Origin of the sequence: Flavobacterium sufflavum (assembly GCF_004016525.1) — a bacterium.
Classification (GTDB): Bacteria; Bacteroidota; Bacteroidia; order Flavobacteriales; family Flavobacteriaceae; genus Flavobacterium; species Flavobacterium sufflavum.
In genome coordinates this window covers 63,307-82,737 of the sequence record NZ_SACJ01000001.1, presented here as the reverse complement: position 1 = coordinate 82,737, position 19,431 = coordinate 63,307, and the positions used below count along the sequence as shown (strand labels likewise).

10 protein-coding genes are annotated in these 19,431 nt (G+C 35.1%); 7 read left to right on the top strand and 3 right to left on the bottom strand.

The features are described 5' to 3' along the window. Positions 1 to 82: 82 nt before the first annotated feature. Complete coding sequence (locus EOD40_RS00245) at positions 83 to 1,666, bottom strand: glycoside hydrolase family 28 protein (RefSeq protein ID WP_128192898.1); 1,584 nt, start codon at positions 1,664 to 1,666, stop codon at positions 83 to 85. 302 nt (positions 1,667 to 1,968) lie between these two features. Between EOD40_RS00245 and EOD40_RS00240 the strand changes: the two genes are divergently transcribed. The 4 genes from EOD40_RS00240 to EOD40_RS00225 all read left to right on the top strand — a co-directional run bounded on the left by EOD40_RS00240 (position 1,969) and on the right by EOD40_RS00225 (position 7,850). Continuing rightward, positions 1,969 to 3,093 carry a glycoside hydrolase family 88/105 protein gene (locus tag EOD40_RS00240; protein WP_128192897.1) on the top strand — a complete coding sequence of 375 codons (1,125 nt, stop codon included), beginning with the start codon at positions 1,969 to 1,971 and terminating at the stop codon, positions 3,091 to 3,093. 144 nt (positions 3,094 to 3,237) lie between these two features. Continuing rightward, positions 3,238 to 4,569 (top strand): right-handed parallel beta-helix repeat-containing protein, encoded by a 1,332-nt coding sequence (locus tag EOD40_RS00235; RefSeq protein ID WP_128192896.1) that lies wholly within the window; start codon positions 3,238 to 3,240, stop codon positions 4,567 to 4,569. A gap of 58 nt (positions 4,570 to 4,627) precedes the next feature. After that, positions 4,628 to 6,424, top strand: a complete 1,797-nt coding sequence (locus tag EOD40_RS00230; RefSeq protein WP_128192895.1) for a prolyl oligopeptidase family serine peptidase — start codon at positions 4,628 to 4,630, stop codon at positions 6,422 to 6,424. Positions 6,425 to 6,773: 349 nt separating this feature from the next. Beyond that, on the top strand, positions 6,774 to 7,850 hold the full coding sequence (locus EOD40_RS00225; RefSeq protein WP_394343656.1) for a GntR family transcriptional regulator: 1,077 nt from the start codon (positions 6,774 to 6,776) through the stop codon (positions 7,848 to 7,850). 179 nt (positions 7,851 to 8,029) lie between these two features. Here the strand turns inward: EOD40_RS00225 and EOD40_RS00220 are convergent, their stop codons facing one another. Both EOD40_RS00220 and EOD40_RS00215 read right to left on the bottom strand, forming a co-directional pair. Continuing rightward, entirely contained in the window at positions 8,030 to 9,976 is a 1,947-nt protein-coding gene (locus EOD40_RS00220; RefSeq protein ID WP_128192894.1) for a RagB/SusD family nutrient uptake outer membrane protein, read from the bottom strand. Between the two features lie 19 nt (positions 9,977 to 9,995). Further along, a complete protein-coding gene (locus tag EOD40_RS00215; RefSeq protein WP_128192893.1) occupies positions 9,996 to 13,082 on the bottom strand; it encodes a SusC/RagA family TonB-linked outer membrane protein in 3,087 nt (1,028 codons plus the stop codon). A 454-nt stretch (positions 13,083 to 13,536) separates the two neighbouring features. Between EOD40_RS00215 and EOD40_RS00210 the strand changes: the two genes are divergently transcribed. From EOD40_RS00210 to EOD40_RS00200, 3 genes are read left to right on the top strand one after another with little or no spacing between them, the layout of a single operon-like run. Beyond that, positions 13,537 to 14,895, top strand: a complete 1,359-nt coding sequence (locus tag EOD40_RS00210) for a rhamnogalacturonan acetylesterase (RefSeq protein ID WP_128192892.1) — start codon at positions 13,537 to 13,539, stop codon at positions 14,893 to 14,895. Between the two features lie 17 nt (positions 14,896 to 14,912). Next, entirely contained in the window at positions 14,913 to 17,783 is a 2,871-nt protein-coding gene (locus tag EOD40_RS00205; protein WP_128192891.1) for a glycoside hydrolase family 2 TIM barrel-domain containing protein, read from the top strand. Positions 17,784 to 17,800: 17 nt separating this feature from the next. Then, the gene (locus EOD40_RS00200) at positions 17,801 to 19,342 is read left to right on the top strand and encodes a rhamnogalacturonan acetylesterase (RefSeq protein ID WP_128192890.1); all 1,542 of its coding nucleotides are present in this window, start codon (positions 17,801 to 17,803) and stop codon (positions 19,340 to 19,342) included. The last annotated feature ends 89 nt before the right edge of the window (positions 19,343 to 19,431 follow it).

The window sequence follows — 19,431 nt, the reverse complement described above, 5'->3', positions numbered from 1 at the left end:
ATAGTTTTTTTAATTTTTTACAATAAAAAAACTTCCCTAGACTAGAGTTTTGGGAAGTTTTTTTGTTTTATGAATGACTGGTTTAATGTTTGTTCGAAAACCATTTTGTGTCTTCCATATTGATGCTCGAACGGATAATGATTGAATCCGAAAGAGTGCCTTTTATATCCAGTTTTGGAGGATTAGTTGTTTTAAAATCAATTTGATTGAACAGGATGTTTTTAGAATCTAAAAGGGATAAAATATTGTTTTTTGCTGTAATTGAAATGTTTTTAAAAACAGCGTTTTTAAGGTCCTGAACAAGGAATAAATCGGAACAGTTTACCGTTGCATTTTCAATAGTTAAATTGCTTACCGGAGATTCAGGGATGCCTATAACTTTTACAAAAGTGGTGCAGTTTTCTATAATAATATTTTTAATAGCAATATTGCGGTATTTTGGGGTCAATTTATTGATGGTTCTTGCCGGTAATCGATCGGCGAGATCTCCCACACTGCCTGAAGCACCTAACATATCCCATTTGATGGCTGTTAAGTTAAGATTCATTCGGATGCGTTCATAAGTAAGATTTTCTCCACCACCGCCACGGGATCTTCGACTTTTAAAGAGGATACCAACACCGGAATTGTTAAAGACACAATCGTGAACGTATAGATTTTTAATCATTCCTGCTGTTTCACTTCCACAGGTAATCCCGCCATGTCCTTCCAGGGCTAAGCAATAACGAACCACTACGTTTTCAGTAGATTTGTTTACTCTGATCCCGTCTTCACCTCTTCCAGCTTTCATCGTAAAACAATCGTCGCCGGTACTTAAATTACAATATTCAATCAATACATTTTTGCTGGATTCAATGTCAATTCCGTCACCGCGGGCTGTTTCGACTGAATTAACAGTAACACCGCGGATAATTACATTGTCACAGTAAATAGGGACAATATTCCAAAAAGCGGTATTTTCCAGAGAAACTCCTTCGATATACACTTTTTTACAATTGATAGGCGAAATAAACATTGGAGGGAAAATCCAGTCCTGTTTCGTTCCGTCAACAATTCGTTCTGCTACAGGGGTGTTAGGATTAATCACATTGTCAATCACGTCTTTTGTTAAGATGTTGTCACGAATAGAACCTTTTTGAGGGCCTATCAATTTTCCGTTTCCGGTTATTGCAATATTAGTAGCACCATTGGCATAAATACAGGCTCCTAGTGACATGACTTCGATTCCTTCGACACGGGTAAAAACTACAGGAAGGAAATCTTTTATTTCGCCGCTAAAAACTAACTGGGCTTCATTGTCTAAATGAAAATTGATGTTGTCTTTCAGTTGAATTCTTCCTGTTAACCATTTCCCATTGGGTACTACAATAGTCCCTCCTCCTTTGGTACTTAATTGGTCAATGGCTTTTTGAATTGTATAAGTGTTTATTTCTGTTGTAGAAAGTGCCAATGTAATTTTTTCCGAAGGGAAAGTTGGTTTTGTAAACTGGATAGTTTTAAAAGGGGCTTTTACCGCTTTGATTTCGGAGGTCAGCATTTTTACGCCAACTTCATTTTCTGTTGGAATGTTTACAGATGAAGTTGGATTGTTTAGGTTTTTCTTTGTGTTGCAAGAAAATAATGTTGCAATTGCTAAACTGAATGCTGCTATTGTTTTTAATTTCATTTTGTTTAATTTGATTCTTTTTGCGAGGTTTTTTGTTCCACAAAAAGCATGCTAGTTTAGGAATTGTAAAAGTACTATTTTATCAGGCAATTGCCCCAATGGGGAGTTTATGGTTATGTTTTACAGGCTAAAATTCAATTAAAGTTTTAAGTAATGTTGTATTGGCTTTAAAAACTAATTATTAATTTTAAATTAGCAGGATGCAACAGGATAGAAAATAGCTTTAGCAAAACTATTTTTACCCGATTGCATTTTAATGTCGAATGTAAATGAACAATCAATGTTAATATAAAGAGAATATAATGAAAAAACTGCTTTTAATTTTTACATCATTATTGTTAGGGAATTCAGTAGTAAATGCGCAACAAGCCTTTAATAAAAAAGAGGTGTTGGCTCAAATGGAATTGGCTAATAAATATTTTATGGACAAATGGCCGGATACAGGCAAAACCATTGTTACCAATAAAGAGCGTCCAAGTAACATTTGGACTCGTGGGGTTTATTATGAAGGATTAATGGCTTTGCACGAAATCTATCCAAAACAAGCTTATTATGATTATGCTTACTCTTGGTCAGAATTTCATGGTTGGGGATTTAGAAATGGGAATGCAAACAGAAATGCCGATGATTATTGTGCAGCACAAACTTATATTGATTTGTACAATATCGAGCCAGATGCTAAAAAGCTAAAAAACACAAGACAATGTGTCAATATGTTGTTGAATACGCCTCAAAATGATGACTGGTCTTGGATTGACGCTATCCAAATGGGAATGCCTGTATTTGCAAAAATGGGTGTTTTAGAAAAAGATAATCGTTATTATGAGAAAATGTATTATATGTACATGTACTCCAGAAATAATCACGGTGACCACGGATTGTTTAATCCAAAAGACGGATTATGGTGGCGTGATGCCGATTTTGATCCTCCTTACAAAGAGCCAAATGGAGAAGACTGTTACTGGAGTCGTGGAAACGGTTGGGTAATTGCTGCTTTGGCAAAAGTATTGACTATTATTCCTGAAAATGCTCCTCATAGAGAGCAGTATGTAAAAGATTTAAAAGCGATGGTAAAAGCCTTAGTGCCTATTCAAAGAGCCGATGGATTCTGGAATGTAAGTTTGCATGACCCAACAAATTTTGGAGAAAAAGAAGCTTCCGGAACAGCTTTATTTGTTTATGGAATCACCTACGGAATCAATAGCGGAATCTTAGATAAGAAAACTTATTTACCGGTTGTTGAAAAAGCCTGGAAAGCATTGACAACAGAGAGTTTGCATAAAGACGGATTTTTAGGATTTTTGCAATCTACAGGAAAAGAACCAAAAGATGGTCAACCATTAAATTATGATAAAATCCCTGATTTTGAAGATTATGGATTGGGTTGTTTCTTGTTAGCCGGATCAGAAATCTATAAATTGAAGTAATACCAATTGGTTTTGCTTTTTATAGAAATTTAAAAATACAATTAGTTAAAAAATTAAAAGGGAAGTTTAGTGGCTTCCCTTTTTAATGAATATTAATTTCTGAAAAATTTAAAAATAATTATCATTTAATTAATTCGTTGGTGTATGAAATATAGAATTTTACTCGTCCTTGTTTTTTTGAATAGCTTTCTTTTGTCGGCTAAAGAATTTTATGTTGCTCCTCAAGGCAATGATACTAATGATGGAACGATAACTAAACCTGTTGAGACCATAAAAAGAGCACAGGAATTAGCCAGTTCTGGTGATGTGGTTTATATAAGAGGCGGGCTTTATAGCATGCGTGAAGAACAAATTGCATTGAAGAAAGGCATTTGGGCTTATGTTACTAATTTAGATAAGAGTGGTATTTCTTATTTGGCTTATAAAAATGAAACGCCTGTTTTTGATTATAAAAATGTAAAACCCGCAGGCTGTCGCGTGGTTGCTTTTTTTGTGAATGCCAATAATATTTATATAAAAGGAATTGAAATAACAGGCGTTCAGGTTACCATAAAAACACATACCCAATCGGAGTGTTTTGAAGTTCGTGGCAGTAATAATACATTGGAACAATTAAAAATGCACGATAATATGGCTATCGGTGTTTATATGATTAGTGGTTCCAATAATCTGATATTAAATTGTGATGCTTATAATAGTTGGGATTCGGTTTCTGAAGGTGGAAAAGGAGGGAATACAGATGGGTTTGGATGTCATTTGCAAAAAGGAAGTGTAAATAATGTTTTTAGAGGTTGTCGTGCCTGGTTTAATAGTGATGATGGTTTCGATTTAATTAATAATGCCGAGCCTGTTTTAATAGAAAATTGTTGGGCTTTTTACAATGGATATTCTCCGGACTTTATAGGTAGAGGTGATGGAAACGGATTCAAAGCTGGCGGATATGGAGCTGGAAAAAATCCGTATAATGAACTTATGGAAAGATATGCGCCGATACCTAAGAATACCATTCGTTTTTGTCTGGCCGTTAGAAACAAACAAAGCGGATTTTATGCGAATCACCATTTAGAAGGGAATTATTGGTATAATAACACGGCTTATAAAAACAAAAGAAATTATAATATGTTAAATTGCGTGGCTTTAAATCCAACTGATTTTGGTACTGATGGACCAGGTTGGAATCATGAAATGGCTAATAATTTGGGTTTTGGAGCTATCACAGCAGAATTGACCGATATAGATAAATCTCGTTGTGTGTTGAAGAATAATTATTTTGATTTAGCTAGTATTTCAGTTTCAGCGTCTGATTTTTTAAGTCTTGACGAATCTTTGTTGATGGCTTCAAGACAGGCTGACGGAAGTTTACCTGATAATAATTTTTTAAAGTTGGCTCCATCAAGCAAGTTTATAAATGCAGGAGTCAATTTAGGATTTGCATTCAAAGGTTCTGCTCCTGATTTAGGTTGTTTTGAAAAATAATAACGCATTAGTTGCGAATTGTAGAAATAGAATTTTATAAAAAAAAATGATGAATAGAATGAACAAAACACTATTTTTTGGATTAGTCCTTTTTTTAGGATTGTCCATAAACTGCTTTTCTCAAGAAAGCGCAGCATTTCCATTGTGGGATAAAATCCCGGGAGTTATTAAAAACGAAACATATAAAGAAGAACTTCGATTAGATGCTCAAGGCAATCGAACGGGAGTTAGAAAGGTTTCTGAACCGACTTTGATTCCTTTTTTGGTCGAAAATAAATCATCTAAAAATGCTGCGGTTATCATTTGTCCGGGAGGAGGTTATGCTCTTTTGTCTATTGATAAAGAAGGGATTAATGTGGCAAAATGGTTTAATTCCATTGGGGTTTCAGCTTTTGTATTGAAATACCGTTTGCCATCGGATGATATTATGACTGATAAAACTGTTGGGCCATTGCAAGATGCACAGGAAGCTATTCGAACATTGCGAAGAAATGCCGATATATGGAATCTTGATGCTAACAAAATAGGGATTATGGGATTTTCGGCAGGAGGACATTTGGCTTCTACAGCTTCAACGCATTATTTGGATAAGGTTTATGATGCTAAAGGGGATCTTAGTGCGCGTCCTGATTTTTCGATGTTGATTTATCCTGTTATTTCTATGGAGAAAGGTATTACTCATAATGGTTCTAAGGAAAGTCTTTTAGGAAAAATGGCTTCAGATGATTTGATTGCCAAATATTCGAATGAAAAATTAGTTGATGAAAAAACGCCGCCAACATTTTTAGTTCATGCTACTGATGATGGTGCCGTTCCTGTTGAAAATAGTATCAATTATTATCTGGCTTTAAAGAAAAATAAAGTTCCTGCTGAAATGCATCTGTATCAAAACGGAGGCCATGGTTTTGGACTTGGAACAAAAGGAACACACACCGATTGGCCTAAGGCTTGTGAGCATTGGCTGGCTGCAAATAAAATAATTGCTGATAAATCATCGGTTTATATTTTTTCTTATTTCAAAGGAAATGGTGAAGATGGTTTGCATTTAGCTTATAGTGAAGATGGGTATAAATGGCAATCTTTAAAAAAAGATGCTTCTTTTTTAACGCCTGAAGTTGGAAAAGATAAGTTAATGCGAGATCCTTGTGTTATTAAGGGAGGAGATGGATTGTACCACATGGTTTGGACAGTGAGTTGGACTGATAAAGGAATTGGCTATGCTTCTTCGAAAGATTTGATTCATTGGTCAAAACAAGAATTTTTGCCTGTAATGGAATACGAAAGTGGTACGCGAAACACCTGGGCTCCCGAAATTACTTATGATACTAAGAAAAAGATGTATATGATTTATTGGGCAAGTACCATTGAAGGTAAGTTTACGGAAACCCAATCTACTGAGGAAAAAGGATACAATCACAGAATTTATTACACCACTACTAAGGATTTTAAAAAATTTACCCGCACTAAACTTTTGTACGAGCCAGGTTTTAATGTAATTGATGCCACAATTTTAAAAGAGGATAAAGGTTATATTATGTTTCTAAAGGATGAAACTAAAGTTTCTGTGCAAAAGAATCTAAAAGTGGCTTATAGCGATAAGTTGACAGGATCTTACACTAAAGCAAGTGAGCCTATTACTGGTGATTATTGGGCTGAAGGGCCTACGGCTATTAAAATTGATGGGCAATGGCTGGTTTATTTTGATAAGTACAGAGATCATAAATATGGTGCTATAAAACAAACGGCTAATGGATGGGAAGATGTTTCGGATAAAGTTAGTTTTCCTCAGGGGACACGACATGGAACTGTTTTGGAAGTTTCAAAATCAACTCTTTTACAGCTAATGAAAGAATAATGAAGTAGAAATAAACTCTGTTTTTCTTTTAGTCCAATTAAAATCTATAGGTTTTAATTGGACTTTTTTGTTTTGAATAAGTTGTTGTAGGATAAAGAATAAAAATGTAAAAGCTCAAGTATAGAGTTTTTATTAAAACATTTGATTTTTTATATTAATTATATTTTTTTCTTTGATATTGTGTCGTTTTAGTTTTATTTTAAGTATTTTTAGATTTTATTATAAAATTATTTTTATATTTGGTAATCGATTACAGATTTTTTATTTGGAATTATTGCTTTCTTTGATCAAAGAAAAATGCAAGGGATTTTATGTATTGTGAGAAATAGAAATATAATTTAGAAGGAAAATGGAAAAGTTTTTGACAAAAGAGATGATTGATGAAGGGGTTTCCTTTACAATAAGCTTAAGTGAAAATTCGAGAATCCCAAAATACAAACAAATTGTAGATTCGATAATTCATAATATTTCTACAGGCAAATTGCAGATGGATCAGAAGTTGCCTTCTATTAATATGCTAAGCGAGGAATTTTATCTTTCCAGAGATACAGTAGAAAAAGCCTATAATATTTTAAAGAAAAGAAAAATTATTACTCCTATCAGAGGAAAAGGCTATTATGTTACCCGTACCAAATTAATTGCAAAAGTTAATGTTCTTTTCCTGATTAATAAGTTAAGTTCTTATAAGATGAGAATTTATAACAGCTTTATTAATAGTATTGGAGGGAATTCTCAAACGGATTTGCATATTTATCATTGCGACCAAACTTTATTCCTGAATTTAATTGATAAATACCTTGGGGCTTATGATTATTATGTAATTATGCCTCATTTTAAAACCGATGATTTAACTCATTTTAGTTCTGGTGAAGGAGTCTTGGAGGCAATTAATAAAATCCCAAAAGAGAAATTAGTTATTTTAGATAATAATAAGGGAATAGAGGACTCTATAATTGAAGTTTGTCAGGATTACGAGAATGACATTTATGGAGCATTAAAACAAGGAATAGAAAAAATTTCAAGATACAACAAACTGATTTTAATTTACCCTGAAAGTTCTGTTTATCCTTATCCAAGAAGAATTTTAAATGGTTTTAAACGTTTTTGCTTAGATTCGGGACTAGAATATGAGGTATTAAGAGAAGTTTATGATGATATTGTCTTGAAAAAAGGAGATTTGTTTATTACAATAGAAGAATCTGACTTGGTAAATCTTGTTAAACAAATTAGAGATAAGGATTTTGAATTAGGTAGAGAGATTGGTGTGATTTCATACAATGATACTCCGTTGAAAGAGTTATTAGGGATTACGGTAATTTCTACTGATTTTAAAATGATGGGGGCTACTGCTGCCAGTATGATTTTAAATAAAGAATCAGGTAAGATTAAAAATCCATTTAATTTTATTGATAGAAATTCTATTTAGATTTGTAATTGTTTTCTATTAAACTATAACAAAAAACGTGTAAGTTAAAAGACTTACACGTTTTTTTGTTTTGTAATATTTTTAAAAAGTTGCTAATTGTTATATGTGCAATATGGTAAAAAAAAGTGGAGATCTTTTAGGTCTCCACTTTTTTGATATAATAGTTTCTTTTTTATCTGTTAGTAATTAGGATTTTGCATCGCTTGTTTTTCAGCGGATGTCAAAGGTATTCCATTTTTAGTGATTCCATCTAAGAAAGTTTGTGGAATAGGTCTTAAAGTATGGTAATCTTTGATGTTAGGAGCTGCTTCAGGGTTGTATGCTATAGCTCTGGCAACTAGTGTTTTGGTTCTACTCAAGTCTTCCCAACGGTGGAATTCTCCGCAAAGCTCTCTGGTGCGTTCGTTTAAGATTAAACAAAGCATACGGTCGTAATCAGTAGTGTAGCCTAATTTAGTTATAACGGCTTGATCAGCTGCTGGTAGTGTGTTGATACTGCTGATATTTAAGCTGGTTGCAGTAGTAGTAGTAGCGATGTTATTGGATTCGTAGTATGAATTTTCCGGCATGAATGAAACAGCTCTTCCTCCTTGAACTGCAGTTGACCATGCTGCTGATCCATCTGTGTAAACAGAACGATCTTCTCCTGATTTATAAGTTGCACGGTTACGAACGGTATTAATGTAGCTTAAGGCATCACTATAAGAACCGGTTCCTAATTTGGCTAAACGGATTTTTGCTTCGGCAGCCATTAGATAGGTTTCAGCTGAACGGGCTAATATGATATCGCGGCTACCTTTTGTAGCATTGAAATCAAGTCTGGAACCATCCATATATTTGCTTAGGGATGGGAATCTTACATCTTTCATTAGTCCAAAGTTGTCAGCTGCATATTCTACATATACACTCGGAATTGTTTTAGCTTTTCCAGGATATGCATAGTCAACATTTTTGGTTTTAGCAAAACGAGTATCGGTTGGGCTATTCATGACGTACATGATACCTAAGTCGCCATTTACATAATAAGAGCCTGATTTATTGTTAACCATACTTTTAGTTTGGAAGCTTTTCCAAAAACGGGAATCGTTTACTTTGTCATAAATGTCATAAGTATAATAAGTTGGAGCTAAACGGCTAAATGGTCTTCCTCCTGATGTATTACGAATCATTTGTGGTAATTGATCATAGGTTGAAAGGAAATACAAATGTTGTTGATTACCGCCAGTTGTTAATTGGTTGGAATTAAAATCAGCAGATAAGATTAATTCAGCTAATTTTTCATTAGCTCCGTCAGCCGCTTTGAAATCCCATAAATTTACATAGTTTGGCGCTAAAGCATGACGGGTGATTACGTCATCACATAAAGTAACAACACGCTGTAAGTCTGTTGTTTTTTTTGTGTTATCAGTGTACCATGTATCATTAATTTCACTTGCACGTGTTAAAAGAGCTTTTGCCAAATAATGAGCTGCTGCGTCTTTAGTGATTTTAATAGGTGCCCCGGTATTACTTAATAAATCGTAAGCTTTTTGAAAATCATCTATAACTTGTGCTAGTACTTCTTGTGCAGTTGCTCTGGTGAATTCTTGTTCTACGGTGTTGCTAACTGTTAATTTTAAAGGTACGCCTCCATATTGTCTTTCTAATTTCAAGTAATTGTAAGCTCTCATGAAGTACCCTTCTCCTAATGCTGTTTTTTTGATAGCATCATTGGTTGATACAATGTTGGTTGCTGATTCAATTAATTGATTTGCATTTCCAATAGCAATGTATAAATTGTCCCAATTGGTATTGGCTGCAACTGTATTAGAGTTGGAAACAGTTACAAATGAACCGAATCCTGAGCCATAAGAGTTCCATAATCCATTAGAAGGGTCACCTCCTACGTGAAATTCATCGGTACCGGATTGATTAGCAGTAAGCGGAACTTCACGATTCATGTCTAAAGCGAAGGTTTGGTAGTAAGTTCCAACAGATAGAGCCTGAATACCAGCTTCTGTATTGAAGTAGTCTTTACTGTATGCAGTGGTTAATTCCTCGTCTAAAAAATCTTTGTTACAAGATGTGCCAAGTCCCAATGCAGCTATCAGCATCAAGTTGATATATAGTTTTTTATAATTTTTCATGATTTATTTGTTTAAATTCTTAGAATTGAACATTTAGTCCTAATGTAAATCCTCTGTTAGAATAGGTAGTTCTGGTGTCAAGGTCTGTCCATTTTACTTTTGAGAAAATCATTCCCGGATTGGCAGCCTGAGCATAAATTCTTAATCTTGATAATCCTATTTTCTCTACGAAATCTTTATCAAAGATATATCCTAATGAAATGTTTCTTATTTTTAAGAAAGAACCGTTTTTATATCCAAATATTGGGTTGTAAGTGTCTCCTGTACCTGCTGAATAGAATGGCTTTTGGTATTCAGCATCGGTGTTGTCGTCAGTATAATAATCTAATTTTCTTTGACTTGTTTTTCCGCTTAAGTTTTCTCCTCCTGCATTGTATAAGTATGCAAAGCGTCCGATTACGAAAAAGGAAAGTTCTAAGTTTTTATATTTGAAAGTATTGGTTAAACCAGCAATGTATTTTGGTTCTGTACTACCTAGAATTACACGGTCATTATTAGCGTCAATTTTATAATCACCATTTTGATCTACAGGTCTGGCGTTTCCAAATGTGAAAAGATTCGGGTTGTTGGCAGCAGTGTTAAATTTAGCCATTTCTACTGCGTCTTCAGGTCTCCAAACACCATTGTTTTCAAATCCATAGATTACACCTCTTGTTTGACCGATAAATAAACTGTTGTTGATGTCATCAAATTTTCCATTTGCTAATTTAACAATGGTGCTTTTTTGGTAAGAGGCGCTTAAGTTAGATTCCCAGGTAAAATCTTTTGTTTTAATATTTACAGTGTTTAGGGTAAGTTCAACCCCATTTCCTTTAGTTTCACCAATGTTTTGTAATGTTGTGCTGAAACCTGTTACTGAAGGGATACTTCTGTCAAATAATAAATCAGTAGTTTTAGAAGTATAATATTCTAAAGTCCCTGATATTCTGTTGTTAAATACCCCAAAGTCGATACCGTAGTTGTATTGGCTTGTTCTTTCCCAAGTTAGTTCAACGTTACCCATTTGAGAACTATTTGTAACTCCGGAAGATGTTGAGTATAGTATTTGTGCTAATGGTGGTTGGGTTTGGTATGGGTCTACAGAAGCATTAGCTGTTGCCCCGTAACCTGCTCTCAGTTTTAAAGCGTTTAGCCATGTAATGTTTTGTAGGAAGCTTTCTTTGTCAATACGCCATGCTAAAGATGCACTTGGGAAAAATGACCATTTATGGCCAGGTGCTAATTGTGAAGCTGCATCATAACGACCTGAAGCAGTAACAAGGTATTTGTCATCAAAGCCATAGGTAACCCTTCCCATGTAAGAGTATAAACCTTTTTCGGTAATGTTAGAAGCATAGCCAGCTAAAGTTACATTTGCAGTAGTTAAAGCATTCCATTTGTTCTGAGCATTCAGAATGTTTTGTGCTGACATGGTACTTTCTTCGTTAGAATATTGAGTCTGGCTTTGTAATAAAGTTGCACCAAAATCATGTCTTCCTAATGTTTTGTTGTATAAAAGTAAATTATCTAAAGTATAGGATATGGTTTGGTTTTTTGCTAATGAAGCAAAGCTGGTTCCTGAACGGGCAGAAGATAATCCATCTAAATAAACACCGTTTCTGTAAGATGTTAAATCAGGTCCAAAATTCACGCGGTATTTTAATCCGTCTAAAGTTTTTGAAATGCCTCCAAAATCGAATTGTCCGTACAAACTTCCGAAAATTTTAAGAGTTAAACGTTGATCCTGAGAGTATTTGTATTCTTCGTAAACATTTCTAATAGTTGAGTCTCCTCCTGGATTTTGAATTCTGTTTCCGCTAGCGTCAAGTGGTACTGCGTAAGGTAAATTTTGTCTTGCAGTAAGGTAAATTCCATCTGAACTTGCTACTGCGGATCTACCTACGTTAGACATTCCGTATTCGTTAAGACCATAACTGGCGTTAATGTTGATTCCCATTTGGAACCATTTTGTAGGGGTGATGTCAACGTTAGCAATACCATTATAACGTTTGTAGCTTTGTCCTTTTAATGTTCCGGTATTGTCTAAATATCCGAATGAACCATAGGCTTTCATTTTTTCGGTACCGCCACTTACGCTTAAAGTGTGTTGCTTTGTTACTCCTGTTTGGGTAACAAATTTAGTCCAATTGGTCGTGCTTACTTTTGAACCATCCCAAACATCTTTTCCAGTTGAGTCTTTTGACCATCCTTTTTCGATATTAGCCCAGGCGGAAGGGTCAAGAGTAGCTAAAAATATTTCTTTGTCATTGGCAATAGTTGGTTTGTTTCCTGGAGGGAAACCTCCTGTGTTAGAATAATATTTCGCCCAACGACGTAATTCAATGTATTCACCTGCATTCATTAATGGAGCAAATTCGTGAATTTTATCTGTGCTTACAGCTGTGTCATAATTTAAGGTGTATTTTCCGTTTTTTCCTTTTTTGGTAGAAACAATGATAACCCCATTTGCTCCTCTGGAACCATAAATAGCTGTGGCAGAAGCGTCTTTTAATACGTCAATAGCTTCAATGTCATTTGGGTTGATAAAATCAATACCTCCGGAGTTCAATGGAATTCCGTCTACTACATAAAGCGGGGAGTTGGATGCTGAAATAGAACGTGAACCACGGATGTTGATACTTCCAACAGTTCCCGGACGTTCATTAGAGCCAATGTCCACCCCGGCAGCTTTTCCTTGCATCGCTTGAACGGCGTTCTGTACGGGTCTTGAAGCGATTTGTTCGGCTCCAACACTTACAATGGATCCAGTTAAGTCCTTCTTTTTTCTTGTTCCGTATCCTACAACAACAACTTCTTCCAGTTTTGCGCCTTCTTCTTCTAATTTAAAGTTAATGCTAGTCTGGTTGCCTACTTTTATTTCCATCGTTTTCATTCCAATAAAAGAAGCAACGAGGATGTCTTCTGGTTTTGCTTTGATAGCGAATTTCCCATCAAAATCCGTTTGGACACCATTAGTGGTGTTTTTGATTAATACGTTGGCGCCAGGTATTGGCATTCCTGTATTGTCTTTGATTGTTCCTGTGATGGTTTTGGTTTGTGCTAAGGCAATCATGTTGGTCAGAATGAAGCCTAAGTACACCAAATACTTTACGAATGAATGTTTCATAAAAAAATGGTTTTTGTTAATTAATTAGGTTTGGTTTGTTGTGAAATATTAATGTGATAATAAAAAGCTGTTATAATTTAAAATTACAAAAAAATAAGTTTAAATAATTACGAAAGCGAAAATAAAATTAACTTTTATTTAACGTGTCCTGTACTTGCCTGTTTTCTTGAAATTTTTTCTTGAAACGGCAATTTTATAAGTTTTTGGTTATGAAAACAAACTGATTTAATCAGTTTATTGGTGAATTATTTTTTGTCAAAGATGGTTTTTGTAGTGATTATTTGAAATTGTTTTTGTGTAAAAAAAGGAAATAGACTTTTGGTTAATGAATTTCGTGTTGATTTTAATGAGATAATCCTAAATTAGTTTTGTGGCTTACCTAACAGTGCAGGATACTGATTTATCCCGAAAGCAATACTTTAGTAAATTATTTAAAAAATAAATTTGATATTTTATGATACAAAAAAACAAGATGATTTGTTTATTGCTTTTGATATGCAGTTTCAATTTTTCTATTGCTGCTGAAATTGAAAATTTGGTTTCAGATGAAACAGTTTTAGAAACTTCAAAGACAATAGGAAAACAAGTTTTTTACTTTGGCGGAAAAAATAAAAAGTCTAAACAGGCTATAGTGATTGATAAACCATTAAGTTATGATTCATCTACCGGATATGGTTTTGATTTTAATACTGCAACGAATGTAAAATTGAATGCTAATTCTTTTACCGCTGAAGTACCAACTTATTTTTCGGTACAACTTCCTGAAGGTAATTATCAGGTTTCGGTAACTTTTGGCAGTACAACTAAAAGTACCAATACAACAATTAAAGCGGAATCCAGAAGGTTGATGCTTGATCAACAACTGCTTAAAAAAGGAGAAACTGCTACAAAAACTTTTAATGTAAATGTTAGAACTCCTAAAATAGATGCAACATCTCAAATTCAACTAAAAGACAGGGATTTTGGTCAGTTAAATTGGGATGAAAAACTGACTTTGGAATTTCTGGGAACTGTTGAAATCAAAAGTATTGCAATTATTCCAATTACCAATGTTAAAACGGTTTATTTGGCTGGAGATTCTACTGTAACCGACCAGGATTTAGAACCTTGGGCTTCTTGGGGACAATATATTACGAATTATTTTGACGAAAATGTAGTGGTAGCTAATTATGCGGTTTCCGGATCCACATTGCGTTCGTTTAAAGCAGGTTTACGCTTAAAAAAAATCGTATCAGTTATTAAACCGGGAGATTATTTAATAGTTGAATTTGCCCATAATGATGAGAAAGAAAAAGGCGAAGGTATTGGTCCTTGGGATTCGTATTCTGCCTCCATTCGCGAATATGTTCAAGCAGCCAGAGACAAAGGCGCAATTCCTATTTTGATAACTCCTGTTCAACGCCGCGCTTTTAATGCTGATGGAACTTTAAAACCTACTCATGGAGATTATCCTGATGCCATGCGAAAAGTAGCTCAGGAAATGAATGTTCCATTGGTAGATATTACAAAATTGACCACTACATTATATGAAAGCTGGGGAGATGAACCATCCAGAAAAGCATTTGTTCAATATCCGGCCAATACCTTTCCGGGTCAAAAAGAAAAATTAGAGGATAATACCCATTTTAATTCTTTTGGAGCCAATGAAATTGCGCTTTGTGTCATTAAAGGACTTCGTGATTTGAATAATCCTTTGGCTGCTTATTTTATAAAAGGACTACCTCAATATAGTCCAAATCATCCGAATGCTTTTGCAAAATGGACTTTACCAATGAGTAATCGTTTTGAGATTGTGAAACCAGACGGAAACTAATTCTATAATCAAATTTTATGTTTTTTAAAAAATCATTACAAGCTGCGGCGGCATTATTCCTACCGTTTTTATGTGTAATAAATGCTAATGCACAGCAAACTAATAAAGTGTTTCTTTCGGGAACGGATTTTGAACATCCCGTAAAATGGGATTTTATGTGTACAGCTGGAAGTAACAGCAAACAATGGTCTAAAATTAATGTGCCTTCAAACTGGGAATTGGAAGGTTTTGGCGAATATACTTATGGCCGTTGGTACAAAGAATTAAATCAAAAGGAACCAAGTAAAGAAGAAGGTTTCTACAAACACGAATTCCAAATTTCAGCTTCAGATAAAGGCAAAACCATTTATATTGTTTTTGGAGCAGCGATGACTGATACCGAAGTGAAAATTAACGGAAAATCAGCAGGGCCAATTCATCAGGGTGGTTTTTACGAATTCAAATACGATATTTCGTCTTTATTGAATTATGGTGGTAATAATGTTTTAGAAGCGCATGTTTCAAAACATTCGGCTAATAATTCAGTAAATGCTGCCGAAAGAAGAGCCGATTGGTGGCTTTTTGGTGGAATTTATCGTCCGGTTTGGTTGGAAATTATGGCTAACGAAAATATTGCTCATGTAGCTGTTGATGCCAAAATGGATGGAACGCTAAATGCCGTTTTGGATTTGCAAAATATAGCTAAGAATAGCATTTTGGCTGTTTCCATTACTGCTGTAGGAAGTGATAAAGTTATTGGGACACATTCTTTTGATGTTAATGCTAAAGAGATTAAAAAATCGATTAGCATGCAATTTCCAGATATCAAACCCTGGAGTCCGGAAACACCTAATTTGTACAATCTGAAATTAGAATTGGTACAAAATGGGAAAACGATTCATGAAGTAACGGAACGCATTGGTTTTAGAACCTTAGAATTCACTAAAAAAGACGGAATCTATGTGAATGGTAAAAAGATTATCATGAAAGGAGTTAATCGTCATGAAATTTGGCCGGAATCAGGAAGAAGTACCAGCAAGCGTTTAAGCATCATGGATGTGAATTTGTTGAAAGATATGAACATGAATGCCGTGCGTGGTCACTATCCAGCCGATAGTCATTTTCTGCAGGTTTGTGATTCATTAGGGATTTTTGTTTTGGATGAATTAGCGGGTTGGCAAAATTCTTATGATACTGAGACAGGAAGCAAATTAGTCAAAGAAATGGTATCGCGCGATGTGAATCATCCGTCAATTATTATTTGGGATAATGGAAACGAAGGCGGATGGAATTATAAAATCGATAGTATTTTTAAAGATTTAGATCCTCAAAAACGTATTGTAATTCATCCTTGGTCAGACTTTGATGGTTGGGATGCGCATCATTATCCGGCATATCAAACTGGAATTCATCGATTTGTAAATGGAGAAAATGTTTTCTTTCCAACGGAATTCATGCACGCTACTTATGATAATGGAGGAGGAGCAGGACTGGAAGATTTTTGGAGTCATTTTAAGGAAAGTCCCTTGTTTGCAGGTGGATTTATCTGGGTTTTCTGTGACGAAGCCGTTAAGAGAGTCGATTGGACAGGAAAAGAACAATTTGATTCTAAAGGTTCTTTGGCTGCCGATGGAATTCTTGGACCACATCGTGAAAAAGAAGGAAGTTTTTATGCGATTAAGGAAATTTGGGCACCAATTCAATTTGCTCCTTTGAGTATCACTTCTAAGTTTGATGGTACATTTTTTATCAGTAACTATTACATTTTTAGCAATCTTAATTCTTGTACGATGGAGTACAAAGTGGTTAAGGCCAATAAAGATGCGTTGTATGCTAAGAATGAAAATTCGATTTTAGATAAAGGAAAAATTGAAATTCCAAGTATCGAACCAGGTGAAAAGGCAAAAATAAAAATTCCAGTTTCGGCTAACTTTTTCGAAGGGGACTGGGTTGAAATTACAGCTCGTGACCAACATGGAAGAGAAATTTATACCTGGACCTGGACAATTCACAAAGGAGATTATTTTGCAGAGAAATTTTTGTTGAAAAAAGAAACCAAAGCAAAAGTGAGCATCAAAGACGAAGCGACTTCGGTTTCATTGATTAGTAAAGATGTTCAGGTTTCATTCGATAAAAAATCAGGGAAAATTACCGAGGTTAAAAACAAAAACGGAATTGTTCCTTTGACTAATGGACCAAGACCAATTGGTATGATAGCTGAAGTAAAAAGTGTTGAAACTGCTGTCGAAAATAATGCAGCCGTTTGTGTGGTGAATTATATTGGAGGAATCAAAAAAATCAAGTGGACCATGACTGCCGATGGTCGTTTAAAAATGGAAATGTTGGCCCTTAAAGATGCAGGTGCTAATAATGGTTTTGATGGTGCTTTCTTCCAGGATAAGGTAGATGCTTTTGGTATTACTTTTGATTTTCCTGAGCAAGGGGTGGAAAGCATGAAATGGTTTGGAAAAGGACCTTATCATGTTTGGAAAAACAGAATTAAAGGAACGACTTATGGACTTTGGGAGAAAGAATACAATCAGACGATTCCGGGAGAAAGTTTTGAGAATATGGTTTTGCCAGAGTTTAAAGGCTATCATGCTAATTTTTACGCAGGAGCTTTAAAAGCAAAAGACAACAATAGTTTTAAAATGTTTGCTGCTTCTGAAAATGTGTTTTTAAGATTGTTTACACCCGATTTGCCTAAAAATGCTTTCGAAGGAGCTTATCCGCAACCGGCGTTTCCGGAAGGAAATATTTCGTTTATGTATGAAATTCCAGCCATGCGTGACTTTAAACCTATTGAGCACCATGGGCCACATAGCCAGCCTTCAAGTATCCGAATCAAAAGTGGAGACGAAGGAATTCAGATGAACTTATGGTTCGATTTTAGAGTAGCAACCAAATAACAATAAACCCAATAAAAATGAAGATTAATAAATTAATGCTTTTTGCCTTTTTAGCTCTTTTTTTAGTGCAATTTCAGGCTGAGGCACAGCAAAAAATAACAGTGTATACGGTAGGAGATTCTACCGTAAAAAATGGTCGTGGCGATGGAACAGGCGGTCTTTGGGGCTGGGGCGATTACATCGGTCAGTTTTTAGATTCTAACAAAATTACGGTTGAGAATCATGCTCTGGGAGGAACAAGTTCCAGATCATATCAAAACTTAGGATTATGGGATGCAGTTTATAAAAAACTGAAAAAAGGCGATTATGTTTTAATCCAATGGGGGCATAATGACGATGGCCCGCTTAATGATACCATTAGAGCCAGAGGAACCATAAAAGGAATTTCTGATAAGACAGAGGAAATTGATAATATGATTACCAAAAAGCATGAAATTGTTCATACTTACGGTTGGTACATTCGAAAAGTAGTGAAAGAGGCTAAAGAAAAAGGAGCGATTCCAGTGGTTATGTCGCCAATTCCAAGAAATACATGGAAAGACGGAAAATTGCCAAGAAATAATACTTCTTATGGATTATGGGCGAAACAAATTGCGGATCAGGAGAAGGTAGTTTTCATCGATTTGAATGATAGAATGGCTAAGAAATTGGAGCAATTTGGCGAAGCAAAGGTAACAGGAACTTATTTTTATAAAAAAGACCATACACATCCATCGGCTAAAGGAGCTGTGATGGCTGCCACTTCAATAATAGAAGGATTAAAAGCATCTACGAGTCCTTTGAAGAATTACATTCTGGAAAATCCGGTAATCAAATTGCCTAGAAAAATCAATGTTTTCCTGATTGGCGATTCGACCATGGCAAACAATAACAATGAAAATGCAGTAGGATGGGGAGTAATGGCTCCACGTTATTTTGATACTACCCGAGTGAATATCGTTAACAAAGCAAGAGGAGGAAGAAGTTCACGTACTTTTGATTTTGAAGGACTTTGGGATAAAGCAAAGAAAGAAATCCAGCCTGATGATTTCGTTATTATTCAATTTGGACATAACGATGCCGGTAAAATTGACGGGGAAAAATTCAGAGGTTCTATCAATGGTGTTGGTGACGAAACGCAACAAGTGAATCGCGCAGATAGTTTGACGGAAACGGTTCATACTTATGGTTGGTATTTGAAGAAATTCATTCGCGAAACCAAAGAAAAAGGAGCGACTCCAATTGTGATGAGTTTGACACCTAGAAACGAATGGCCAAATGGAAAAGTGGAGCAAAGAGATCAAACCTATGTTAAATGGGCGCAGGAAGCTGCCAATGCTGAAAAAGTAGATTACATCAATTTAAGCCAAAAAGTGGCTCAGAAATATGAAGCTTTAGGACAGGAAAAAGTAAAAGAGTTTTATCCAAAAGATCATACGCATACCGGTAGAGCAGGTGCTAATACTGTTGCCGAAACCGCTGCTGAAGAACTAAGAAGCTTAAAAGGAAGTAAGATTAGAGATTTGGTTTTAACAAAAAAAGAGGTAGATGATCTACCTCCAGTTGAGTTGAATAAATAATCGTTTTGTTTAATCTGGCTGTCATCCCGAGCGAAGTCGAGGGACAGGATGTTATGTATTTGTAATGTTCTCGACTTCGCTCGAACTGA